Consider the following 24,490-nt stretch of genomic DNA (forward strand, 5'->3'; position numbering starts at 1 on the left):
AACGCGCCACGCGCATGGTTGATCCGGTCGGCACGATGCTCCATCAACCGTCGCCTGGATCCGGCCGCCTAATCCCCTGGCCCGACCAAGCACTGCGTCGCATTGATTGCGGCAAGGGAAAGTAATGTCTTTCGAAAACCTGGGTCTTGCGCCCGCTCTGTTGTCGGCCGTTCAAGACGCTGGCTTCAACACCCCCACCGCCGTCCAAGCCGCCGCCATCCCGCAGGCGCTGGCCGGCCACGACCTGATGGTCTCCTCGCAAACGGGCAGCGGCAAGACCGCCGCCTTCATGCTGCCGGCGCTGCACCGCATCGCCCAGATGCCCGCCAACAAGGGCGTCGGCGTGCAAGTGCTGGTGCTGACCCCGACCCGCGAACTGGCCCTGCAAGTCACCGAAGCCACCGCGACCTACGGCCGCAAGCTGGCCGACCTGCGCACCGCCACGGTCGTGGGCGGCATGCCCTACGGCGCGCAATTGAAGGCGCTGTCGCGCCGCGTGGACGTGCTGGTCGCCACCCCGGGCCGCCTGATCGACCACCTGCAATCGGGCCGCGTCAAGCTGAACACCGTGCACACGCTGGTGCTGGACGAAGCCGACCGCATGCTGGACATGGGCTTCATCGAGGATATCGAGACCATCGTCGGCCGCCTGCCGCAAGACCGCCAGACGCTGCTGTTCTCGGCCACGCTGGACGGCACCATCGCCAAGCTGGCGGCGCGCATGATGCGCGACCCGCAACGCATCGAAATGGCCGGCGCGAAGGAAAAGCACACCAACATCACGCAAAGCCTGCTGTACGCGGACGACGCCAGCCACAAGATGCAGCTCCTGGACCACGTGCTGCGCGACGCCTCGCTGGACCAGGCCATCGTCTTCACGTCGACCAAGCGCGGCGCCGACGACCTGGCCGACCGCCTGGCCGACCAGGGCTTCGCCGCCGCCGCCCTGCACGGCGACATGAACCAGCGCCAGCGCACCCGCACCCTGTCGCAACTGCAACGCGGCCAACTGCGCATCCTGGTCGCCACCGACGTGGCCGCCCGCGGCATCGACGTCCAAGGCATCAGCCACGCCGTCAACTTCGACCTGCCGATGCAGGCCGAAGACTACGTGCACCGCATCGGCCGCACCGGCCGCGCCGGCCGCAACGGCCTGGCCTTCACGCTGGCCACGCATTCCGAGCGCCACAAGGTGCGCCGCATCGAGCACTACATCGGCCAGTCGATCAATCCTGAAGTGATCGCCGGCCTGGAACCCAAGCGCACCCCGCGTCCGTCGACCGGCGGCGCCCCGCGTGGCGGCAAGCCGTTCGGCAAGCGTCCCGGCGGCGGCTACCAGGGCCAGCGCGAAGGCCGTTCCTTCGGCGGCCCGCGCGGCGAGTTCAAGCCGCGTGAAGGCGGTTACCAAGGCAACCGCGAAAGCGCCCCCCGTGAAGGCGGCTACCAAGGCAATCGTCCGTTCGGAGATCGTCCGGCCCGCTCTTTCAGCGATCGCCCCAGCTTCGGCGACCGCCCGCAGCGTGAAGGCGGCTACCAGGGCAACCGCCCCTTCGGCGACCGTCCTCAACGCGAAGGCGGCTTCCGCGGCGGCGACCGCGACTCGCGTCCCAGCTTCGGCGACCGCCCCAGCTATGGCGACCGTCCCCAGCGCGACGCCCGTCCGTTCAGCGAACGCGGCCCCCGCGAAGGCGGTTTCCGCGGCGGCGACCGTGACGCCCGCCCCAGCTTTAGCGACCGCCCCAGCTTCGGCGACCGTCCTCAGCGCGAAGGCGGCTTCCGTGGCGGCGACCGCCCCGAAGGCGGTTTCCGCGCCAAGCCCACGTTCGACAAGCGCCCCGGCGGCCCCGCCAAGCGCTTCGCCAAACCGGCCGGCGCGCGCCGCGACTGATCCCGGTCCCAGCGGTTCGACAAGAACCGCGCCGGCGATCTGACCGCACCCCAGGCATCGGACGACAATCCGATCCCTGGGGTGTTTTGCATTCTCCGCCGGCAATCCGCCTGGCGCGGATCTCGGGCTACGTGCTTCTGGCGCCCAGCAGCATGCTGATCTTGCGGGCGACGTTCTGCACGAGCGGAATGATCTCGTGCATGCGGGCTTCGTCGGTATAGGCGTCCGTGCTCGTCACGCTGATAGACGCGACGATCTCTCCGCTGGCATCGCGCACAGGCGTGCCGACGCAACGAATCCCGTCGACGTTTTCGCCCAGGTCAAAGGTGTATCCCTTCGCGGCATAGGTCGCCATGGCTTCCAGCCACTGCTCCAGCGACAGCGGTCCGGCAAGCCCTTTTGCCGCCTCTTGTTCGTAGCGCTTCGTCCAGGCGGCGCGCCCCTGGTCGAGAATCAACGCCTTGCCCACGCTGGTGCAGCACACGGGCTTGCGCCCGCCTATGCGCGTGTTGACTTCGATGGGGCGTTTGCCGCCGATCTTGTCGAGATAGATGATGCCTTCGTCTTCATCCAGCGCGGCCAGATGCACCGTGTCTTGCGTCTGCGCGGCCAGTTCCTCCAGCAAGGGGCGGGCCGTCGTGGTGATGGCCGATTCGCGATAGGCCAGGAAGCCCAGCTCGACCAGCCGGCTGCCCAGGCGATATCCCTTGCGGGGCTCGAAATGCAGGTAGCGGATCTGCACCAGCGCCGAAGCCAGCCGGTGCGTGGTGCTGAAGGCAATGCCGGTTCTGTCCGAGATGTCCTTCACGCTGCGGCAGCCTTCGGCCACCGCGCTCACCACGTCGAGTCCGCGAAAGAGGGTCTGGCTGGCGAGCGGTTTGGCTATCTTGGCGGTCTTGGTGTCGGGCTTTTCGGTCATTTCGTGGGCAGTGAGTGACGGATCGTGAAGCATCGGACAGCCATCGGCGCCGCCGGCGCCGATGCCTCACGCACTCGCTGCATCACGCATCCAGCGGTTGTCCGGTACGATCCTTGGTGAAGCTGATCGCGATCAGCGATACCAAAGCGCACAGGGCAATGAAGATCGCAACCGGGACATAGCTGCCATGATACCGGGCCAGCAAGGCCGTGGCGATGAGCGGCATCGGGCCGCCGACCAGCGCGGCCCCCACCTGGTAGCCGAGCGAAATGCCGGTGTAGCGCACATTCGGCGGGAAGCTCTCGGCGAAGAAGGTGCCCAGGACCGAACCGTAGGTGGACCAGATGATGGAAAAGCCCACCACCACCGCCGCCGTGGAAATCAGCGCCGAGCCCTGGTTGAGCAGCCAGAAGTAAGGCAGCGCATAGACCACGATCGCGACCGTGCCCCACACAAAGACTTTCTTGCGGCCGATCCGGTCGGACAACGCGCCAAAATACAGCATGACAGGCACGGCGATCAGCGCGGCGACCAGCACCACGTTCAGCGCCGCGACACGCTCATAGCCCAGGCCCACCAAATACGAAATGGTGAACGTGGCGAAGAGAAAGAAGGTGCTGGTCTCCACGAACTTGGCGCCAATGGCGATCAGCACGGCGCGCCAATGCCGGGTCAGCGTTTCCACCAGCGGCATCCGCTTGTGTTCGGCGCTCTTGGGATTCGCCCGCGCCTCTGCGGCCACCTTGCGGAAGGACGGCGTCTCTTCCACCTTGTTGCGGATCCACATGCCGATCAGCACCAGCACGATGGACAGCACGAACGGAATGCGCCAGCCGTAGGACAGGAAGGCTTCTTCCGAAAACAGCGCGCTCAGGCCCGAGGTGACGAAGTTGCCCAGCGCCAGGCCGAACAGCGCGCCGGTTTGCGGCACCGCGCCGTAGAAGCCCCGCTTTTCGGCGGGCGAGTATTCCACCGCCAGCAATACGCCGCCTCCCCATTCGCCGCCCAGCGCCAACCCCTGCAACAAGCGCAGCAGGGTCAGCAGGATGGGCGACCATACGCCGATGCTCGCATAGGTCGGCGTAAGGCCGATCAGCACCGTGGAAATCCCCATGATGGACAGCGTTATCACCAGCGTCTTCTTGCGGCCGACGCGGTCGCCCACGTGCGCGAAGACGATGCCGCCTATGGGACGTATCAGGAACGCCAGCGCGAACGAGGCGAGCGCCAGCAACTGGCTGGTCACGGGGTCGTCCGAGGGAAAGAACAGCCTGCCGAAGACGATGGACGACATGGTTCCGTAGAGGAAATAGTCATACCACTCGATGGTGCTGCCCACCGCGCTGCCAAACAGCGCGCGCCGGCGGTCGGCCGGGCTGATGGCGGCGGTTGCCGAAGCGGCGTTGTTGCCCGCCGGCCTGTTGCCCGCGGTCGGGGCCAGTTGTGTTGCGCTCATGGTCTTGTTTGTCTCGTGAGTGTTTGATCGGACATCCGCGGGGAATTCCCCGCATGAAATGGATGCCGTGCTTTTTTTTGTACTTGCGCCGGCAAACCGCCGGCTCGGACCCAGCCCGCCTCAAGCCTGCCGGCTGCCCACGCGGGAGCGGCCGGCAGCGGGCTTGGCTCCCCGCGGCTCAGGCGCGCTGCTTGAGGATGTCCAACGCCACGTCGACGATCATGTCTTCCTGGCCGCCCACCATGCGGCGCTTGCCCAGCTCGACCAGGATGTCCACCGTCTTCAACCGATACTTCGCCGCCGCCGCCTCGGCATGGCGCAAGAACGAGCTGTACACGCCCGCATAGCCCAGCGCCAGCGTCTCGCGGTCCACCCGCACCGGACGGTCCTGCAACGGGCGCACGATATCGTCGGCCGCGTCCATGAGCTTGTAGAGATCGGTGCCGTGGTTCCAACCCATGCGGTCGATGGCGGCGATGAAGGCCTCCAGCGGGGCGTTGCCCGCGCCGGCGCCCATGCCGGCCAGACTCGCGTCCACGCGGTCGCAGCCCTCTTCCACCGCGACGATGGAGTTGGCCACCCCCAGGCTCAGGTTGTGGTGGGCATGCATGCCGGTCTGCGTTTCAGGCTTGAGCACGTCCTTGAACGCGCGAAAGCGGTCCCGCACGTCCTGCATGCCCAGCGCGCCGCCGGAGTCCACCACGTAGCAGCAGGTCGCGCCGTAGCTCTCCATGAGCTTGGCCTGCCGCGCGAGCGCCTGCGGTTCGGTCATGTGGCTCATCATCAGAAAGCCCACGGCCTCCATGCCGAGATGGCGGGCATATTCGATATGCTGCCGGGACACATCGGCCTCGGTGCAGTGCGTGGCCACGCGCACCACGCGCACGCCCGCGTCATAGGCGTTCTTCAGGTCGTGCACGGTGCCGATGCCGGGCAGCAGCAGCGTCGCGATCCTGGCATGCTTGACCACGCTGGCCACGGCCTCGATCCACTCCAGGTCGGTGTGCGCGCCAAAACCGTAGTTGAAACTCGATCCCTGCAGGCCGTCGCCATGCGCGACCTCGATGGAGTCCACTTTGGCGTCATCGAGCGCCTGGGCGATCTGCTTGGCGTTTTCAACGCTGTATTGATGACGGATGGCGTGGCTGCCATCGCGCAGCGTCACGTCGGAAATGTAGATTTTCTTGGCTTGATTCATGGTGTGTTGCCGCTCTCAAACAGCCACGGTGGTTGCCAGCATGCGCTTGGCCATGTGTTCCGCGGTGCGCAGACCCGCGCTGGTCATGATGTCCAGGTTGCCGGCATAGGCCGGCAGATAGTGGGCCGCGCCTTCAACTTCCAGGAAGATCGAGGTCTTCAGCCCCGTGAGCGCATCGCCCACGCCAGGCAGGCGCACCGGCGTGTCGATACGGTCGAACTGCACCCGCTGCTTCATGCGGTAGCCGGGCACGTAGGCCTGCACGGCGGCCGCCATCTCCTCGATCGAACGGGCGATCGCGTCTTCGTCGGCCAGTTCGCTCAGCGTATAGACGGTGTCGCGCATGATCAGCGGCGGCTCGGCCGGGTTCAGCACAATGATGGCCTTGCCCTTGGTGGCGCCGCCCACCGCTTCGATCGCCCGGGACGTGGTCTCGGTGAACTCGTCGATGTTGGCGCGCGTGCCGGGGCCCGCGCTCTTGCTGGAGATCGACGCCACGATTTCGCCATAGTGCACTTTGGCGACGCGCGACACGGCCGCCACCATCGGAATCGTCGCCTGGCCGCCGCACGTCACCATGTTCACGTTCAGCGCGTCCAGGTGCGCCTCGCCATTGACCACGGGAATGCAATACGGGCCGATCGCGGCAGGTGTGAGATCCACCATGCGGATTCCGGGCTTGAGGACGCGCAGGAATGCATCGTTCTTCACATGCGCGCCGGCGCTGGTGGCATCGAACACAAAGTCAATGTCTTGGAAGACCGGCAGCCGCGCCAGGCCTTCGACGCCCTCGTGCGTGGTGGCCACGCCCAGGCGCGCCGCGCGGGCCAGGCCGTCCGATTGCGGGTCGATGCCGACCATCGCCCCCATTTCGATGTGTTGCCCATGGCGCAGGATCTTGATCATCAGATCCGTGCCGATGTTGCCGCTGCCAATGATGGCGGCCTTGAGTTTGCGTTGAGCGTTTGACACGTGGCTCCTTCCTCTTTCCTGACATCGTTCTGTGCTTCGACGTGGGAGCGAGTGTAGGGAGGTTTTTTCAAATTATCAATATATAAGTATCAATCTCATATAGTGAGTAGAAAGGTCGGCGCCAGCGGGCGCTGGGCTGTGCGCGCGCGTCGCCGGAACCCGGCGCGCATCCGCGGCCCGGCTAAAATTCCCCGATTCTTCAAATAGCCGCTCCATGCAACGCCCCTCTCCCGCCAATCTCCCGCCTCTGGACCCCGCCGCCCAGGAACACAGCGCCGCCATGGCCGCCCACCTGCGCGATGCCATCGCGGCCAACGGCGGCTGGCTGCCGTTCGACCGCTGGATGGCCCTGGCCCTGTATGCGCCCGGCCTGGGCTACTACGCGGCGGGCAACATCAAGCTGGCGCGGGCCGATGACGGCGGCAAGAACCCCGAGGGCGACTTCGTCACGGCCCCCCAACTGACGCCGCTGTTCGCGCGCACGCTGGCCCGCCAGGCCGCCCAGGTGCTGCGCCAGACGCGGACGGACACCGTGCTGGAGTTCGGCGCCGGCACCGGCGCCCTGGCCGAGGGCGTGCTGGGCGAACTGGATGCGCTGGGGCTGGAGCAGACCCGCTACCTGATCCTGGAAGTGTCCGCCGACCTGTGCGCGCGCCAGGCGGAAAGGCTCGCCGCGTTCGGCAGCCGCGTGCAATGGCTGGACGCGCTGCCCGATGCCTTCTCGGGCTGCGTACTGGCCAACGAGGTCCTGGACGCGATGCCGGTGTCGATCTTCCGCTGGAGCGAGGACGGCACGGTGCTGGAACGCGGCGTGGCGCTGGACGCCGCCCGGGACTTCATCTGGGAAGACCGGCCGGCGGCGCCGGCGCTGGCGGCCGCCGTGGCCGGCCGCATGCCGGCGCTGCCCGGCTACGTTTCCGAAATCAATCCGCAGGCCGAAGCCTGGGTCGCCGCAATGGGCCGCTGGCTCGAACGCGGCGCGGCGCTGTTGGTGGACTATGGCTTTCCCCGCGGCGAGTACTACCATCCGCAGCGCGCGGGCGGCACGCTCATGTGCCATCTGCGCCATCGCGCGCACGGCGATCCGTTCACCGCGCCGGGCCTGCAGGACATCACCGCGCACGTCGATTTCACGGCAATGGCGGACGCCGCGCAGGACGCCGGCCTGCAGGTCCTGGGCTATACCTCGCAGGCCCGCTTCCTGATGAACGCCGGGCTGATGGACCTGCTGGCGCAACTGGATCCATCGGACGCGCAAGACTATGCGAAGACGGTCGCGCCCGTGCAGAAGCTGCTGTCCGAAGCGGAAATGGGAGAACTGTTCAAGGTGCTGGCGGTAGGGCGCGGCATGACGGAGCCGCTGACGGGCTTCGCGCGCGGCGACCGGCTGGGCAAGCTATAGCCTAGGCACCCGCCCGCAGGCGTTCCAGCCGGGCTTCGCGCACGCGCTCTTTGATGCGCACCGGATCCCCGGCGCAGGCTTTCGCGATCGCCCCCGCGTCCACCCCGCGCACCGCGGCCACGCGCAAGCGCCACGCCGCCCGGTCCACCGGCCGCAGCACCGACGCCGCCTCCAGCAGATCGAAAAAGCGTTCGGGCTTGCGCAAGGCGTCGGCGCGCTCCATCAGCGCCAGTTGCGCCTCGACGGCGTCCGCGTTGCGCTGCGAGGCGTCCAGGCCGGCCAGCACGTCGGGCAGCAGACGTGCGTAGTCGTTGCATTCGGTGGGCACGCGCAGCCGGCGGCCCAGCGCGTCGCGCTCGGGCGTCGAGCGGCACAGCAAGGCGTAGCGGCCCGGCAGGGACAGGCCCTGGGCGGCCGCGCGATCCACGTCCGCGCCCACCTCGTCCACGCCTTGCAGTTCCGGCATCACGCGCGCCAGCGCCCCGCAGGCCTGCATGACGCCCAGCATGCGCGAAGGCGCGGCCGCCATCAGGCCGCGCGACAGTTCCTTCCAGACCCGCTCGGCCACCAGCGCGTCGGCCTCGCCGGCCTCGACCATGCGCCGGCACAATTCCAGAGTTTCGGGCGCGACGGTGAAGTCGCCGAAGCGCGCCGCGAAGCGGCCCAGCCGCAGGATGCGCACGGGATCCTCTTCGAAGGCTTCGCCCACATGGCGCAAGACCCGGGCCTGCACGTCGGCCTCGCCGCCCAGGGGATCGACCAGGCCGCCCTCGGGCGTCTGAGCGATGGCGTTGACGGTCAGGTCGCGGCGGCGCAGGTCTTCTTCGAGCGTGACGTCGGCCCCGGTGTAGAACGTGAAACCCTTGTAGCCCCGCCCCGACTTGCGCTCGGTGCGCGCCAGCGCGTATTCCTCTTTGCTACGGGGATGCAGGAAGACGGGAAAATCGCCGCCCACCGGGATGAAGCCGCGGCGCGCCATGTCTTCCGGGGTGGCGCCCACGACGACCCAGTCGTGGTCGCCGGGCGGCAGGCCGAGCAGCGCGTCGCGCACCGCACCGCCCACGATGTAGACCCGCAGGCCCTCCGTGGCCGGATCCCGGCTCATGGGATCGAAGTGCTTTCGGCGCCCAGCGGCACGACGTTGCCCAGGCGCTCTTTCAGGGACTGGGGCTGGCCGCTGAACATGGCTGCGTAATACACCGAATTGGACATCACGTTCTTCACGTAGGTGCGCGTTTCGTTGAACGGGATGGTCTCGGCGAAGATGGCGCCTTCCACCGGATGCGAGAAGGTCGAGCGCCAGTTGTGCGGACGCCGCGGGCCGGCGTTGTAGCCCGCGCTGGCCAGCATCTGCGAACCGTTCAGGTCTCGCAGCACCATGTTCAGGTAGTTGGTGCCCAGCTCGGTGTTGGTGTCGAAGTCGTTGACGCTGTCGGGCGTGAAGTTGCTCATGCCGATCTTGCCCGCCACCCACTTGGCGGTGGCCGGCATCAACTGCATCAAGCCCGAGGCGCCCACGTGCGAACGCGCGTCCATGATGAAGCGGGATTCCTGGCGGATCAGGCCGTAGACCCAGGCCGGATCCAGCGCGATGGCGTTGGCCTTGGCGGTGACGCGGCCTTCGAAGGGCGCGATGAAGCGCTGGCTGAAGTCGAATTCCTTTTCGGTGCGGTCGGACGTGTTGACCACGCGGTCGTAGATGTTCTCGGCGCGGGCCAGTTCGGCGGCGGCCAGGAGCTGGCGGTCGCTCATGCCGCGCAGGCTGAAGTTCCATTCGGGCACGGCCTCGGCGCGCCAGCCCAGGCGGAAGAGCTGGACCGCGCGGCGCAAGCCGGGATTGGCGCGGGCTTCGGCGATTTCCTGGTCGCTGACGGGCGCGGGACGCGGCGGCACGTTGATGCGGCGGCCCAGTTCCTCGGCGGCCAATTGGCCGTAGAAGTCGAAGCGGTCGGCGATGCTGGCGTAGGCGGCCGCGGCCTGTTCCTTGTTGCCGCGGGCGGCTTGCCCGCGCGCCTTCCAGTACACCCAGGACGGTTCGGCCTGCTGCGCGGCGGGCATCTGCTCGATGGAATCGATGACCCACTTCCAGTCGATCCTGGGCTGACGCAAGGCGGCGCGCACCTTCCAGCCGGCGTTGTATTCCGTCATGCGGATGTGCCCGGCTTCCCGGTACCAGTCGTCCGCGCGGCTGTCCAGGTTCAGCGCGGCCACCAGCGCGTACTGCCCGCGCACCCAGGCCAGGTTCGACTTGGCCATGGACTTGGACCATTCCGCGGACTTGGCCCATTCGCGGCGCAGGTAGGAATCGGCCACGCTGACGTCGGAACGCGCCAGGCGGGCAAGCGCGATGGTCACCAGTTCTTTCTCGTTGCGGCCCACGGGCAGACGGTCCTGGCGCGTCAGCCACTTCATGGGATCCTTCATGAGAAGGTCATAGGTTTTCAGGTCGCGGGGCTCGAACATGTACTGCGCGAACTTGCGCGCATCGGCCGTCTTGTTGGCTTCGATGGCGTCGCGCAGTTGGGGCTCCAACTGTTCCCACCCCAGTACGCCGTCGGCGACGAGCTGGTCGTACAGCGCCCAGCAGGCGCCCCCCGGCGCGAACGCCGCCGTGGCCTGCGCGGCCGTGGCGCGCTGCCCGGTCATGTGCCTGGCGTCCAGGATGGCGCATTCGATCTGGGCGTTGCTGTTCTTCACCGGCGCCAGCTTGCGCACGGTTTCGAAGTCTCCGCTGCGGGCGGCCGCCAGCAGCCAGTCGCCGCGCAGGCGGTCGGCCAGGTAGGCGTCGGCGTTGCTGCCGATGAACTGTTGCAGCGCCGCGGTGGGCCGGCCGGTGGCGGGCGGGGTCCACAACTGGTAGCGCAGCAGCCAGTATTCGGGGTACATGCCCAGCGTGTCCGGCTTGGCCTGCGGCACCAGCGCGCCCAGGATGGACCATTGCTTACGGTTCATGGCCTCGCGCGCCGCGACCACGGCGGCCAGCGCGGGCGTTTCGGCGGTGGGCGGCAGACCCGCCAGCACCGCCGGCGGCACCGAGATGGCGGGCTGGGCGGCCTGGACGGCGGGCTGGGGCTGCGTGTTGAGCGCCGCGCTGCGCTGTTGCGCGTCCACCGGCGCACAGGCCGCGGTGAAGAGCGCCACCAGCGGCAGCCAGCGGCGCAGGCCGGACCCGGCCTGGGCGGCGGCACGCGCGGTTTTCTGATACCGTCCGGATTGCAGAGTCTGTGTCATGCCCCGTCCCTTATACACGGGCCCAGCAGCAAGCCCGCTTGCCGACCATCCGCATATCCGCCATCTTCGTCCACCCCCATCACAGCCACCGCATGACTACGCAAAATACTCCAGAGGATACCGCAGTCCAGCTACGCATGCGATTGCGGAAAATGCGCGCCGAACTGCCGGAAGACCAGCGCAGCCGCGGCGGCCTGCTGATGCGCGCGCGGCTGTTCACCTGGCTGAACGTGGCGCGCGACGAAGCCGTCCGCGCCGGCCGTCCGGCGCCCGCCACCGTGGCCGCCTTCTGGCCCATGGCGGACGAGCCCGATCTGCGTCCCCTGCTGCAGCAATGGACCGACGGCGGCGTGGCGGTGGCGCTGCCCGTGATGCGCGAACGCAACGCGCCGCTGGCCTTCCTGCCCTGGACGCCGGACGCCGAGCTGCGCGCGGGCCCCTACGGCATCCAGGAACCGGTCCATGGCCCGGAATTGCTTCCCGACGTGGTGCTGGTGCCCACGCTGGGCTATACCGAGCAGGGCGACCGCCTGGGCTACGGCGGCGGCTATTACGACCGCAGCCTGGCCGCCCTGCGCGACCGCGGCCATTCGTTCATCGCGATCGGCATCGCCTGGAGCTGCGGCGAACTGGACGCGGACTATGCCCCCGCCGCGCACGATTTCCGGCTGGACGCGGTGCTGACCCAGGACGGCTGGGTCCCCCAGGCGCCGCTGGAACAAGGCGGCGCAAGCGGCACGACGCTGCATAGCTACCGGATGAACTGACGCACCAGTATCGCCCCGACAGCTTGCACCAAAACGGTGCAAGCTGTAACATACAGGGCTTCGCCTCGGATCGAGGCGCCCCGCAGCACCCCCACCCCGCAACGCCCCGCCCGCGGCCTTCCCTTGGCAACGCCCGGCGGGATCCGCACCATTTCCGCACTTCGCCGCGCCCTTTCGCGGCCCCCCAGCAGCGCAGGCATGTCCGCGCCGCGCCCGGCCCCTGCGCCATCCACCCGCGCGTCGACCGCCATGGGGATGGCGTTCCAACGCCCTTGGGAGGATATTGTTCCCAAGGGGCCCGCCCGCCCCGGCAAAGCTGGCACGCGGGTTGCTTAATTCATCAGGGCCGCGCGCAAAGCCGGCCGCAAGCACCAGTACCGGAGGAGCCATGAAGGACAGAACATCCCGTCCCGCCGCCTATGACGAAATGCGCGACAGCGCCGGCGGCATACGCTCCCACTACCAGGCCTTCGAGCGCTGGCACGGCGAGCAATCGGCGGAAGCCATGGCCGTGCGCCGGCTGGAGGCGGACCTGAGCTTCCGCCGCGTCGGCATCACTTTCTCGGTCGCGGGCGACGCCGCCGGCACCGAGCGCCTGATTCCCTTCGACCTGATCCCGCGGATCATTCCCGCCGACGAATGGCGCCACCTGGAGGCGGGCCTGAAGCAGCGCGTGCGCGCGCTGAATATGTTCATCCACGACATCTACCACGGGCACGACATCGTGCGCGCCGGCGTGGTGCCCGCCGAACAGGTGTTCCTCAACGCCCAGTACCGCCCCGAGATGCAGGACGTGGACGTGGCCGAGGACATCTACTGCCACATCGCCGGCGTGGACATCGTGCGCGCCGGCGCGGGCGAATTCTATGTGCTGGAAGACAACCTGCGCGTGCCTTCCGGCGTGTCCTACATGCTGGAGAACCGCAAAATGTCGATGCGGCTGATGCCGGACGCCTTCGGCCGCATCAAGGTGGAGCCGGTGGCGCATTATCCCGACCTGCTGCTGGACAACCTGCGCGAGGTCGCCCCGCATGGCGGAGACGATCCCACCGTGGTGGTGCTGACCCCGGGCATGTACAACTCGGCCTACTTCGAACACGCCTTCCTGGCCCAGCAGATGGGCGTGGAGCTGGTCGAGGGCCAGGACCTGTTCGTCGAGCAGAACACCGTCTACATGCGCACCACGCAAGGGCCGCGGAAGGTGGACGTGATCTACCGCCGGCTGGACGACGACTTCCTGGACCCGCTGTCGTTCCGCGCCGATTCCGCGCTGGGCGTGCCCGGCCTGCTGTCGGTGTACCGCGCCGGCCGCGTCACGCTGGCCAACGCCATCGGCACCGGCATCGCGGACGACAAGTCCACCTACCTGCACGTGCCGGACATGATCCGCTTCTATCTCGGCGAGGAACCGGTGCTGTCCAACGTGCCGACCTGGCGCTGCGGCCGGCCGGACGAGCTGTCGCACGTGCTGGCCCACATGCACGAACTGGTGGTGAAGGAGGTCCACGGCTCGGGCGGCTACGGCATGCTCGTGGGCCCGTCCGCCTCCCGCGCGGAAGTCGACGCGTTCCGCGAGCGCGTGCGCGCCAACCCCGCCAACTACATCGCGCAGCCCACGCTGGCGCTGTCCACCGTGCCGACCTACGTCGAGTCCGGCGTGGCCCCCCGCCACGTGGACCTGCGCCCCTATGTGCTGTGCGGCAAGGATATCCGGACCGTGCCGGGCGGCCTGTGCCGCGTGGCGCTGACCGAGGGTTCGCTGGTGGTCAACAGCAGCCAGGGCGGCGGCACCAAGGACACGTGGGTGCTGGAGGAGAACTGAACATGCTGAGCCGAACCGCCGACAACCTGTTCTGGATGTGCCGCTACACCGAGCGCGCCGAGAACACCGCCCGCATGCTGGACGTGAACCTGCAGATGTCGCTGCTGCCGCAGGACGCGCAGACGCGCGAAGGCTCGTGGCTGGGCGTGCTGCGCATTTCCGAACTGCAGGGCCTGTACCAGCAGAAGTACGCGTCCATCTCGCCGCACGACGTGCTTCAGTACATGGTGCGGGATCCCGAGAATCCGTCGTCCATCTTTTCCTGCATGCGCGCCGCCCGCGAGAACGCGCGCGCCGTGCGCGGCAGCCTCACCACCGAGGTCTGGGAAACCTACAACACCACCTGGCTCGAATTGCTGAAGCACCTGCACACCGGCCTGCTGGAGCGCAACCCGGGCGAGTTCTTCGAATGGGTGAAGTTCCGCTCGCACCTGGCGCGCGGCGTCACCACCGGCACCATGCTGCAGGACGAGGCCCTGTACTTCCTGCGCATCGGCATGCACCTGGAACGCGCCGACAACACCGCGCGCATGCTGGACGTGAAGTTTCACGAACGCGAGGGCAACGGACAGGAGGGCCGCAGCGAGCCCGCCGGCGCCGCGGCACTGCAAAGCGAGTTCTACCGCTGGTCGGCGCTGCTCAGCTCGGTATCGGGACTGGAGATCTACCGCAAGGTGTACCGCGACGTCATCACCCCGGACCGCGTGGCCGAGCTGCTGATCCTGCACGGCGACATGCCGCGCTCGCTGCTGGCCACGATGCGGGCGGTGGCCGACGATCTGGCGCGCGTCTCCAACCAGCGCTCGACCGAGACCGAACGGCGCGCGGGCATGCTATGTGCGGAACTGCAATACGGCCGAGTCGAAGACATCCTGGCCAGCGGACTGCACCAGTACCTGGACCATTTCCTCGACCGCATCAACGACCTGGGCAACCGGATCAGCCAGGACTTCCTGGTGCCGCTGTCCTGACACGGAGACAGGAATGAAACAGATCATCACGCATCTCACGCACTACCGCTACACGGCGCCTGTCACCTACAGCATCCAGACCCTGCGCCTGACGCCGCGCGACGACGAACACCAGCGCGTCCTGCGCTGGCACATCGAGGCGCCCGGCGCGCTGGAAAAGCAGGTGGACGCCTATGGCAACATCACCCATACGCTGACGCTGAACCACCCGCACACCGACATCGAACTGCGCGTGACCGGACAGGTGGTGGTGGCGCCGCTGGCGCGCGGCCTGCTGGGCGGCGAAGACAGCCGGCTGCCGGTGCACGCCTATTGCGTGCAGACGCCGCTGACCCAGGCCGACGACACCGTCATGGCGTTCGCGCGCGCGGCGCTGCCCGGCGGCCTGAATACGCCGGACGACATCCTGGCCCTGGCCACCGCCATCAGCGACCGCGTCGCCTACGAACCCGGCACCACCGACGTCACCACGGCCGCGGCGCAGGTGCTGACCCTGGGCCACGGCGTCTGCCAGGACCACGCCCACCTGTTCCTGGCCTGCGTGCGCGGCCTGGGCGTGCCCGCCCGCTATGTCAGCGGCTATCTCTACACCACGGCCGAGCACGCGGCCAGCCACGCCTGGGCCGACGTCTGGCTGGACGGCGTCGGCTGGACCAGCGTGGACATCACCAACCGCCAGTTCGCCTCGGACTGCCATTGCCGGCTGGCGGTGGCGCGGGACTACGACTCGGCCTCGCCGGTGCGCGGCGTGCGCAGCGGCGGCGGCAAGGAATCCATGGAAGTCAGCGTGCAGGTCCAGACGAGCCCCCAGCAGTAACATTCGCGCGGCCGGGCCGCAATACAATGCGGCGTGGTTTTTCCAATTTCCGATCATGACCTACTGCGTAGCAGCCCGCCTTGATTCCGGCCTGGTCTTCCTGGCCGATTCCCGCACCAATGCCGGAGTCGACCAGATCAGCGTCTTCCGCAAAATGACCGTCTTCGAGCGCCCCGGCGAGCGCGTGATGGCGCTGATGACTTCCGGCAACCTGGCGGTCAGCCAGGCCGTGCTGAACGCGCTGACGCGCCAGCGCGGTGAAAGCGGCGACACGCTCTGGAACGCGCCCGACATGTTCGAGGCCGCGCACCGCGTCGGCGCGGCGGTGCGCGACGTCTTTCACCGCGAAGCCCCGGTCCTGCACGAACAGGGCGTGGACTTCAACGTCAACCTGATCTTCGGCGGCCAGATCGGCACCGAGCGCTGCCGGCTGTTCCAGGTGTACTCGGCCGGCAATTTCATCGAGGCGGGGCAGGAATGCCCGTACTTCCAGATCGGCGAAGCCAAGTACGGCAAGCCCATCCTGGACCGCGTGCTGCGCCCCGACACCTCGCTGGACGAAGCCGCGAAGTGCGCGCTGATCTCCATGGACTCCACGCTGCGCTCGAACATCTCGGTGGGCCTGCCGCTGGACCTGCTGGTCTACGACGCGGATGCGCTGCGCGTCACGCATTTCGCCAGCATCGACGAACACAACGAATACTTCCGCATGATCCGCGGCACCTGGGGCGAACGCCTGCGGCAGGTGTTCGCCGAAATCCCGGACCCGCTGTGGACCAGCCCGGAGGATCCCGTCTCGCTCGTGCCCTCCAGCCGCGTGCACCAGCCGCTGCGCGCCGAGCCCGTGGACGAGCCCAGGGCGAGCTACCCCTCGCCGCAGGTGCTGGCCGAAGATCCGGGCAAGGACCAGGCCAATTAGGGACGGATTTTGAGACCAGGATTCCCGCCGTTCTGAGCAGGGATTCCGTCTGATACGGAGTCTCGGTGCCGCCTAGCCCCTTACATCGAGGCTCGCTTCGCGTTAAAGTTTCTTCAACGCATATGCATGCCATATGCCCACCTTCCGAGGCCCGCCGCAATCCATCGCGGCGGGCCTTCGTGTTTTTTCCCGGCGGGATTCACTGCGTGGCGCGCGGCGTGACGTTTCCATGCACTCAGGGAAAATTCACCTTCCCCCGCCCCCTACACTGCATCGGATCGCATGCAAGCCACGTGTAGGGAAGGATTCCGCCATGCATTACGTCATGTATCTGGACGAGTTCGGCCACATCGGCCCTTTTGTCTCCCGTGATCATGGAAAGCACAAAACAAGTCCAGTCTTCGGATTTGGCGGGCTTGTCTTGCCGGTAGAAGCAGTACGCGAATTCGCAATCTACTTCTACAAGCTGAAATGCCGCCTCTTGAAGTTCGAACTGGAACGACAAGCTGAACCTGCGTACCGGTGGGAAAAGAAAGGCGCCCAACTCTATACCGTCGGAAATGTGGAGAAATACCGACAGCTACGGACCGCCACGGGCCGATTGCTCAATCAGATCAAACAGATCGGCGGGCATGTGATCTATAGCGGCGAATGGAAATCAGCGGACACGGCATCGCATCGGCCAGCGGAGGTTTTCAAGCATCATCTGCTGCGTATTGTTCGGCTCACGGATCGGTTTTTCTCGGCACGGCAGGCGACTTTCATGCTCTTGATCGACGAACAACAGGCGGGCAGCGGTTGGCGCGAGATGAACGTGGAGGCCTGCACGCTGGCGATGTTCGAAGATGCTGCCCACAGATGCAGAACGCTGATAGAGCCGCTGATTCAGGGCGAGAGCTATCTGTTTCAGACGCTTCAGTGCGCTGATTGGATCTGCGGCTTGGTCGGCCGACTGTGCGCCTACCAGGTAGCGTCCAGCCAATACCAGGATTGGGAGATATTTCACCGCTATTTTTACGACCGCCTGCAGGCGGCAGCGCTCCCATGCAGTGGACTGGAGCGGCGGAAACATTCCACGGATCCTTCTGCCACCCCGCCTTCCGTATAAACCCTCCTTTCCGTCAACCGAAACCCGGCTTGCAGAACGACGAATTCTCATTCCTGTCCCGACGGCCGACACTAAGGCCCTGGCCCGCGATGTCTCGTCGCGCGGGCCGCAATACAACCACAGGAGTGAGACATGCCCCTTATTTTCGCGCGCGCGGCGACGCGCGCCGCCTGGCCCGTGCTGGCCCTGTCGTGCCTTGCTTCGGGCAACGCGGCCGCGCAAGGCGCCTATCCCAACCATCCCATTTCGCTGGTCGTGCCCTTTGCGGCGGGCGGTCCCACCGACGTCGTGGCGCGCAGCCTGGGCGCTTCCATGTCGAAGACGCTGGGCCAGAGCATCGTCGTCGAGAACCGCACCGGCGCGGGCGGCACCCTGGCCTCCACGCACGTGGCGCGCGCCGCGCCCGACGGCTACACCTTCCTGATCCACCACAACGGGATGGCCACCGCGCCAGCGCTCTACCGCAAGCTGCCGTTCAATCCGCTTACCGATTTCGCCTACGTCGGCCAGGTGGCGGACGTGCCCATGACGCTGCTGGGCCGCAAGGACCTGCCGCCCGCGGACATGCCGGCCTTCATCAAGTACGCCCGCGAGAACGGCGACAAGGTCAACCTGGCCAACGCGGGCCTGGGCGCGGTGTCGCAGCTTTGCGGCATGCTGCTGCAGGAATCGCTGGGCACGCAGTTCACGACGGTGCCCTACGCGGGCACGGCGCCCGCGCTGACCGCGCTGCTGGGCGGACAGGTGGACGTGCTGTGCGACCAGACCACGCAGACCATTCCCCACATCAAGGCCGACCGCGTGAAGCTCTACGGCGTGACCACGCTGGACCGCATCAAGGCGCTGCCCGACGCGCCCACCCTGCAGGAAAACGGCCTGAAGGGCTTCGAGGTGAAGGTGTGGCACGGCGTCTACGCCCCCAAGGGCACGCCGCCCGAGGCCGTCGCCAAGTTCAACGCGGCCCTGCGCGCCGCGCTCAAGGACCCCGCCTTCACCCAGAAAATGGCGGAACTGGGCGCCGAGATCGTGCCGGAATCGAAGCAGACGCCCGAGGGCCTGCAAACCTGGCTGCAGACCGAAATCGACAAGTGGGGCGGCATTATCCGCAAGGCGGGGGTGTACGCGGACTGACGCACGGAGGGCGGCGGCGGTTGCCGCTGCCTGTTCATGAATATATATTCCCGTGCATGAGTACGAACGACGTAAAAAGCGCCAGGCGCGTGCTGGACATCCTGCAGTTCTTCGCGAATACGCGGGCTCCCGCCACCCTGTCGCAGATCTCGGCCGGGCTGGGCATCCCCAAGTCCAGTTGCCTGGCCTTGCTGGACACCCTGGAAGGCGACGGCTATGCCCACCAGACCGCCGGGCGGTATTACCTGACGCGGCGCTGGCTGAACGAAGCCCGCACCGTCGCCGAACATGACCAACTGACCACGCGCATCCGGCCCACGCTGGAGGCGCTGCGCGACGAGCTGGGCGAAACGCTGATCCTCGCGCAGCGGTCCGGCGACCACGTGGTCTACCTCGACGTGGCCGAACCCGACCGCATCGTGCGCTTCACGGCCCGCGTGGGCCAGACCAAGCCGCTGCACGCGTCCGCCTCCGGACGCGCGCTGCTGGGCGCCATGGCGCCCGCCGACCGGGAGGCGCTGGCCTCCCGCCTCAGCCTGGACCGCTACACCGGCCAGACCGTCAAGACCCACAAGCAACTGCTGCGGCTGATCGAGGCCGAGGCCAGCCGGGGCTGGCACGTGAACCTCGCCGAGCACCAGGCCGATACCCTGTCGGTCGCCGCGCCGCTGGTGCTGTACGGCACCGTGCTGGCGCTCGTCGTGGGCGCCCCGCTGGACCGTTCGGCCGCCAAGGCCGACGCCATCGGCCAGACCCTGCTGGCCGCCAGCCGCCAGTTGGCCCAACGCATCGACGGCCCCGCGGCCGCCACGCCCGCGAAGTAACCCCCCCCTCCCGGCCAGCGCGCCCAGGTCCGCTGGCCAGTTCCCCCCTTCCTTCCCCGCTCCGCCCGCCGGCGAGGCGGCGCCCCCGCGCGCGCCGTCCGTCCGGCCGCGGGCGCTTGCGGGTTTACGCCAAAGCAAAAATCATTGCCGAGTTTCGTTCATGAATATAAACTTTTGTTCAAGAGTGAGAACGCAATAGCAGTATTGGCCATCGCGGCCGCTCCCGGTCCGGGCTCCGCCCCGGGCGCTCTCCCCTGAAGGAAGGAACATGGCTGGCCTCTATTACGAACAGTTTTCCGCCGGGCAGGCTTTCGATCACGCCTGGACCCGCACCCTGACCGAGATGGACAACGTGCTGTTCAGCTCGCTGACGATGAACGTGCAGCCCCTGCACCTGGACGCGCATTTCGCCGCGCAGACCGAATTCGGCAAGCCCCTGGTCAACAGCCTGTTCACGCTGGGCCTGCTGATCGGCATGACGGTGAACGACACCACGCTGGGCACCACGGTAGCCAACCTGGGCATGACCGACGTGGCCTTCCCCAAGCCGGTGTTCGCCGGCGACACCCTGCACGTGCGCACGCGCGTGCTGTCGATGCGCGAAAGCAAGTCCCGGCCCGACGCGGGCATCGTCGAGTTCGAGCACACGGCGCTGAACCACCGCGACGAAGTGGTCGCCGTCTGCAAGCGCTCGGCCCTGATGCGCAAGCGGCCCGCCTAGGATTCCCGCCATGACCCGATCCCTGCTGTTCGTGCCCGGCGATTCCGGGCGCAAGTTCGACCACGCCGCCGCCAGCGACGCCGATGCGCTGATCCTGGACCTGGAGGATTCCGTCGCGCCCGACCAGAAACCCGCGGCCCGGGCACAGGTCCGCGCCATGCTGGAACGCGGCGCGCCCGGCAAGCAATTGTGGGTGCGCATCAATGCGCTGGACGGCGGCGACGCCCTGGCCGACCTGGCCGCCGCGATGCCGGCCGCCCCCTATGGCATCGTGCTGCCCAAGTGCGCTGGCCGCGAAGACATGCGGCAACTGGCGCACTACCTCGATGCCTTCGAAGCCGCGGCGGGCGCCGTCCCGGGCTCCACCCGCATCCTGGCCATCGTCACCGAAACGGCGCAGTCGCTGTTCGGGCTGCATGACTACCGCGATGCCACGCCCCGCCTGTGGGGCCTGTCCTGGGGCGGGGAGGACCTGGCCGCGGACGTCGGCGCGCTGCGCAACCGAGACGCGGGCCGCTATACCGAACCCTTCCGCCTGGCGCGCTCGCTGTGCCTGATGGCGGCGGCCGCCGCCGGCGTCCGCGCCATCGACACGGTCTGCGTCGACCTGGACGCCCCCGAGGCGCTGGCCGACGAGGCCCGCGAAGCGTATCGCGACGGATTCGTCGGCAAGATGGCGATCCACCCCCGCCACATCGGCGCCATCAACGCGGCGTTGAGCCCCGACGAGGGCCAGTTGCAATGGGCGCGGGCCGTCATCGCCGCGTTCGCCGCGCACCCCGGCGCGGGCACGCTGCGGCTGGACGGCAAGATGATCGACCGGCCGCACCTGCGCCTGGCGCGCCGGCTGCTGGGGGAGGACTGACCATGCCCGGACCGCTGCACGGCATACGCGTCATCGACATGACCAGCGTCGGCATGGGGCCCATGGCCACCCAGATGCTGGGCGACATGGGCGCGGACGTGATCAAGATCGAATCCGCGGAAGGCGACGTGTTCCGCCACGTCACCCCCCAGCGCCATGCCGCCATGAGCCACACCCACCTGAACCTGAACCGCAACAAGCGCAGCGCGGTGATCGACGCGAAGACCGCCGAGGGCCGGGCTCAGCTCGACGCGCTGATCGGCGGGGCCGACGTGTTCATCTCGAACATGCGCGCCCCGGCGATGCGCCGCCTGGGCCTGGACTACGCCACGCTGGCGGCGCGCTTTCCCGACCTGGTCTATTGCGCCTGCTACGGCTATTCGGAAGCCGGCCCCTACGCGGGCCGGGCGGCCATCGACGACACCATCCAGGCCGCCTCCGGCATGGCCTGGCTGCAAGGCGGCGCGGGCGCCGGCGCTCCCTGCTACGTCAATTCGGTGGTCGCCGACAAAGTGGTGGCCCTGTACGTGGCCAACGCCGTCACCAGCGCGCTGCTGGCGCGCGAACGCGGCGCCGGCGGCCAGGCGGTCGAAGTGCCGATGTTCGAATGCATGGTGGCCTTCCTGGCGCCGGAACACCTGGCCGGCCTGACCTTCGTGCCGCCGGAAGGCCCGGCGGGCTATGCGCGCCTGCTCAACGAATACCGCCGCCCGTTCCGCACGCGCGACGGCTACATGAGCGTGGTGCCCTACACCACGCCGCAATGGCAGCGGTTCTTCGCCCTGGCCGGCCATCCCGGCATGGCGCAGGATCCGCGCTACCAGACGCTCAACAGCCGCAGCCGGCATTTCCCGGAGCTGTACCGCTACGTGGAAACGGTGCTGGCCGAGCGCACCACCGCGCAATGGACCGAACTGCTGGCGACCGCCGACATTCCCTTCGCCCCGGTCAACGGCTTCGAGGAACTGCTGGCCGACCCCCACCTGCGGGCCACCGGCTTCTGGCACGAATCGGAACACCCCACGGAAGGACGCCTGGTCCAGGCCGGCCTGCCCGTCAGGTTCAGCCGCACGCCGGGCGACATCCGGCGGCATCCGCCGGGGCTGGGCGAACACACCGCCGAGATCCTGGCGGAAGCCGGCGCCGCAAAGACGGACTGACGCCACGAAACAAGCACGAGGAGACAACCCATGAACACAACGACCCGATCCGCCCTGATCGCCGCCGCGCTCTGCCTGCCCGCGCTGGCCTGCGCCGCCGGCTCCGGCTATCCGCAAGCGGACAAGCCCATCCACTTCGTCGTCGGCTTTCCCGCCGGCAGCACCATCGACAACGTCTCGCGCGTGGTGGTGGACGATATCCGCGCCCGCACCGGCGCGCAGATCATCGTCGAGAACAAGCCGGGCGCCCTCGGCGTGCTGGGCGTGGACACCGTGGCGCGGGCCGCGCCCGACGGCTACACCATGATGCCGAGTTCCAGCGCCACCAGTTCGTCCGGCCCCTACCTGTCCAAGGCGTTCCAGCGCTACGACGCCATCAAGGACTTCACCCAGGTGGGCCGCGTGGTCCGGTTCGACGTCGTGATCGTCACGCGCGCCGCCGGCAGGCACGGCGACGCCCGCCAACTGGTGGCGGCGGCGAAGGAAAAGCCGAACGCCGTGACGAGCGGCTACGGCTCGGGCACGGGGCAGGTCGTCGCGGCCGCTTTCAGCCGCGCCGCCGGCGCCGAAGTGCTGGGCGTGCCGTACAAGGGCCAGCCGGCCGCCGTGACGGACCTGCTGGGCGGCCGCATCGATTTCGTGGCGGCCGACCTGGGCGCGGTGCTGCCGCAGATCCGCGCGCAGAACCTGAACGCCGTGGCCCTGGTGTCCAGCAAGCGCTCGACCATCCTGCCGGCGGTGCCCACCGCCCAGGAGCTGGGCATGGGCAGCCTGGACCTGACCGGCTGGATCGGCGTGGCCGGCCCCGCGGGCCTGGCGCCCGAGGCCGCGAAGTGGTGGTCCGACCAACTGACGGCGACGATGCGCGATTCCGCCGTGCAAGACCGGCTGCGCGCCATGGGCATGGAGCCCGACCTGGCCGTCGGCGACCCCCTGCAGCAGTTCGTCAGGGCGCAATACGACGCCTGGGGCCAGCAGATCCGCCAGGCCGGCATCCAGCCGGAGTAGGCCGCCCGCCGGCGGACAGCAAAAAGCCCACCCGCGAGGGTGGGCTTCGGGCCGCGCGACAGGCCGGCGCTTGAGACCTAGTCCAGCAGCGACAGATCCTTCCACACCGCCAGCGGCGCTTCCGCATGGTTCAAGGTGTAGAAATGCAGGCCCGGCGCGCCGTTGTCCAGCAGCGTCTGGCACAGCTCGGTCACCACGTCCACGCCGAAGGCGCGGATGGAGGCCTTGTCGTCGCCGAACTCGGCCAGGCGCAAGCGGATCCAGCGCGGCACTTCCGCGCCGCACATTTCCGAGAAGCGCAGGAGCTGCGTGTGGTTCGTGATGGGCATGATGCCCGGCACGATGGGCACATCGACGCCCTTGGCCTGGGCCCGGTCGACGAAGTCGAAGTAGGCGTCGGCATTGAAGAAGTACTGCGTGATGGCCGCATCGGCGCCGGCCTTCACCTTGGCCACGAAATGATCCAGGTCGGCCGAGGGATTGGCCGCCTGGGGATGCATTTCGGGATAGGCGGCCACTTCGATGTGGAACCAGTCGCCCGTTTCCTCGCGGATGAACGACACCAGCTCGTTGGCGTAGCGCAGTTCGCCCGCGTCGCCGCCCATGCCCGAGGGCAGGTCGCCGCGCAGGGCGACCACGCGCCGCACGCCTTCGTTCTTGTAGGCCTGAAGAATTTCCCGCAAGTCCTGGCGGGTGGCGCCGACGCACGACAGGTGCGGCGCCGCATCGCAGCCCAGGTTGCGCAGCGTGCGCACGGCGTCGGCCGTGCCGGCGCGCGTGGAACCGCCCGCGCCGAACGTCACGCTGACGTATTTGGGCTGAATGGCCAGCATCTGCTTGGCCGCGCGCACCAGCCGTTCTTGACCGGCCAGGTCGCGCGGGGGAAAAAATTCCAGACTGAATGCGGGAGAAATCGAATCGGACATTAGGGGATCAGCTTGGTAAGCAGGCCGGAGATAATGCTGTACAGGATCGCACCGCCCACGGCCCACCAGAACCCGTTGACCTGGAAGCCCTTCAGCACGGAGCCGACGAACCAGAACAACAAGGCGTTGATGACGATGAGGAAGAGACCGAGAGTGACGATCGTGATGGGCAGCGTCAGCAGCACCAGCACCGGCTTGACCAGCATGTTCACCAGGCCCAGCACCAGCGCGGCGATGAGCGCCGATCCGAAACTGGCCACCGTGATGCCCGGCAGCAGGTAGGCAACGGCCAGCAAGGCCACCGCGTTCAGGATCCAGACGAGTATCAATGCCATGTTCGACCTCCTGTTTTGGGTCCGGCGGCCCCGCGGCCGCAAGGCGATCG

22 protein-coding genes are annotated in these 24,490 nt (G+C 67.9%); 14 read left to right on the forward strand and 8 right to left on the reverse strand.

From position 1 onward, the window contains the following. The first annotated feature begins 124 nt into the window (after window positions 1–124). Entirely contained in the window at window positions 125–1,888 is a 1,764-nt protein-coding gene (locus WHX56_RS03370) for a DEAD/DEAH box helicase (protein WP_338880435.1), read from the forward strand. Between the two features lie 127 nt (window positions 1,889–2,015). Here WHX56_RS03370 and WHX56_RS03375 read toward each other — a convergent pair whose 3' ends face one another. From WHX56_RS03375 to WHX56_RS03390, 4 genes are all read right to left on the reverse strand, one after another. Beyond that, window positions 2,016–2,807, reverse strand: coding sequence for an IclR family transcriptional regulator (locus WHX56_RS03375; protein WP_287756318.1), 792 nt, complete (start codon window positions 2,805–2,807; stop codon window positions 2,016–2,018). An 82-nt stretch (window positions 2,808–2,889) separates the two neighbouring features. After that, window positions 2,890–4,263, reverse strand: a complete 1,374-nt coding sequence (locus WHX56_RS03380; protein ID WP_129240413.1) for an MFS transporter — start codon at window positions 4,261–4,263, stop codon at window positions 2,890–2,892. Window positions 4,264–4,441: 178 nt separating this feature from the next. Beyond that, a complete protein-coding gene (gene dmpG, locus WHX56_RS03385; protein WP_088148037.1) occupies window positions 4,442–5,461 on the reverse strand; it encodes a 4-hydroxy-2-oxovalerate aldolase in 1,020 nt (339 codons plus the stop codon). Between the two features lie 15 nt (window positions 5,462–5,476). Continuing rightward, window positions 5,477–6,433 (reverse strand): acetaldehyde dehydrogenase (acetylating), encoded by a 957-nt coding sequence (locus WHX56_RS03390; RefSeq protein ID WP_338880439.1) that lies wholly within the window; start codon window positions 6,431–6,433, stop codon window positions 5,477–5,479. 214 nt (window positions 6,434–6,647) lie between these two features. Here WHX56_RS03390 and WHX56_RS03395 point away from each other — a divergent pair, with 214 nt between their 5' ends. After that, a complete protein-coding gene (locus tag WHX56_RS03395) occupies window positions 6,648–7,835 on the forward strand; it encodes a class I SAM-dependent methyltransferase (RefSeq protein WP_338880442.1) in 1,188 nt (395 codons plus the stop codon). Window position 7,836: 1 nt separating this feature from the next. Here WHX56_RS03395 and WHX56_RS03400 read toward each other — a convergent pair whose 3' ends face one another. After that, window positions 7,837–8,940, reverse strand: a complete 1,104-nt coding sequence (locus WHX56_RS03400; protein ID WP_338880444.1) for a CCA tRNA nucleotidyltransferase — start codon at window positions 8,938–8,940, stop codon at window positions 7,837–7,839. Further along, window positions 8,937–11,066 (reverse strand): lytic transglycosylase domain-containing protein, encoded by a 2,130-nt coding sequence (locus WHX56_RS03405; RefSeq protein WP_287756313.1) that lies wholly within the window; start codon window positions 11,064–11,066, stop codon window positions 8,937–8,939. The genes WHX56_RS03400 and WHX56_RS03405 overlap by 4 nt, the downstream gene beginning before the upstream one ends. A 92-nt stretch (window positions 11,067–11,158) precedes the next feature. Between WHX56_RS03405 and WHX56_RS03410 the strand changes: the two genes are divergently transcribed. The 12 genes from WHX56_RS03410 (at window position 11,159) to WHX56_RS03465 (ending at window position 23,179) form a co-directional block, all read left to right on the forward strand. Then, window positions 11,159–11,833, forward strand: a complete 675-nt coding sequence (locus tag WHX56_RS03410; protein ID WP_338880447.1) for a 5-formyltetrahydrofolate cyclo-ligase — start codon at window positions 11,159–11,161, stop codon at window positions 11,831–11,833. Between the two features lie 388 nt (window positions 11,834–12,221). Then, window positions 12,222–13,655: a circularly permuted type 2 ATP-grasp protein gene (locus WHX56_RS03415; RefSeq protein ID WP_129240420.1), complete on the forward strand. Its 1,434-nt coding sequence runs from the start codon at window positions 12,222–12,224 to the stop codon at window positions 13,653–13,655. A gap of 2 nt (window positions 13,656–13,657) precedes the next feature. Beyond that, a complete protein-coding gene (locus WHX56_RS03420; protein WP_287755619.1) occupies window positions 13,658–14,626 on the forward strand; it encodes an alpha-E domain-containing protein in 969 nt (322 codons plus the stop codon). Between the two features lie 13 nt (window positions 14,627–14,639). Continuing rightward, complete coding sequence (locus tag WHX56_RS03425) at window positions 14,640–15,443, forward strand: transglutaminase family protein (RefSeq protein ID WP_129240422.1); 804 nt, start codon at window positions 14,640–14,642, stop codon at window positions 15,441–15,443. A 55-nt stretch (window positions 15,444–15,498) separates the two neighbouring features. After that, entirely contained in the window at window positions 15,499–16,362 is an 864-nt protein-coding gene (locus tag WHX56_RS03430; RefSeq protein ID WP_287755618.1) for a proteasome-type protease, read from the forward strand. 313 nt (window positions 16,363–16,675) lie between these two features. Then, complete coding sequence (locus WHX56_RS03435; RefSeq protein ID WP_129240424.1) at window positions 16,676–17,470, forward strand: DUF3800 domain-containing protein; 795 nt, start codon at window positions 16,676–16,678, stop codon at window positions 17,468–17,470. A gap of 132 nt (window positions 17,471–17,602) precedes the next feature. Continuing rightward, a complete protein-coding gene (locus WHX56_RS03440; protein ID WP_338880451.1) occupies window positions 17,603–18,601 on the forward strand; it encodes a tripartite tricarboxylate transporter substrate-binding protein in 999 nt (332 codons plus the stop codon). 56 nt (window positions 18,602–18,657) lie between these two features. Continuing rightward, window positions 18,658–19,425, forward strand: a complete 768-nt coding sequence (locus tag WHX56_RS03445) for an IclR family transcriptional regulator (RefSeq protein ID WP_338880453.1) — start codon at window positions 18,658–18,660, stop codon at window positions 19,423–19,425. Window positions 19,426–19,693: 268 nt separating this feature from the next. Beyond that, window positions 19,694–20,146 carry a MaoC family dehydratase gene (locus WHX56_RS03450; RefSeq protein WP_129240427.1) on the forward strand — a complete coding sequence of 151 codons (453 nt, stop codon included), beginning with the start codon at window positions 19,694–19,696 and terminating at the stop codon, window positions 20,144–20,146. Window positions 20,147–20,156: 10 nt separating this feature from the next. Continuing rightward, window positions 20,157–21,011 (forward strand): CoA ester lyase, encoded by an 855-nt coding sequence (locus WHX56_RS03455; RefSeq protein ID WP_338880455.1) that lies wholly within the window; start codon window positions 20,157–20,159, stop codon window positions 21,009–21,011. Between the two features lie 2 nt (window positions 21,012–21,013). Then, window positions 21,014–22,171: a CaiB/BaiF CoA transferase family protein gene (locus WHX56_RS03460; protein ID WP_129240429.1), complete on the forward strand. Its 1,158-nt coding sequence runs from the start codon at window positions 21,014–21,016 to the stop codon at window positions 22,169–22,171. 30 nt (window positions 22,172–22,201) lie between these two features. Further along, a complete protein-coding gene (locus WHX56_RS03465; protein ID WP_338880457.1) occupies window positions 22,202–23,179 on the forward strand; it encodes a tripartite tricarboxylate transporter substrate binding protein in 978 nt (325 codons plus the stop codon). Window positions 23,180–23,256: 77 nt separating this feature from the next. Here WHX56_RS03465 and metF read toward each other — a convergent pair whose 3' ends face one another. Together metF and WHX56_RS03475 are read right to left on the reverse strand one after the other, a co-directional pair. Next, window positions 23,257–24,105: a methylenetetrahydrofolate reductase [NAD(P)H] gene (metF, locus tag WHX56_RS03470; RefSeq protein WP_338880459.1), complete on the reverse strand. Its 849-nt coding sequence runs from the start codon at window positions 24,103–24,105 to the stop codon at window positions 23,257–23,259. Further along, window positions 24,105–24,440 (reverse strand): phage holin family protein, encoded by a 336-nt coding sequence (locus WHX56_RS03475; RefSeq protein ID WP_006389784.1) that lies wholly within the window; start codon window positions 24,438–24,440, stop codon window positions 24,105–24,107. Before WHX56_RS03475 ends, metF begins: the two co-directional genes overlap by 1 nt. Window positions 24,441–24,490: the final 50 nt, after the last annotated feature.

Origin of the sequence: Achromobacter veterisilvae (assembly GCF_037619525.1) — a bacterium.
Lineage (GTDB): Bacteria > Pseudomonadota > Gammaproteobacteria > Burkholderiales > Burkholderiaceae_B > Achromobacter > Achromobacter veterisilvae.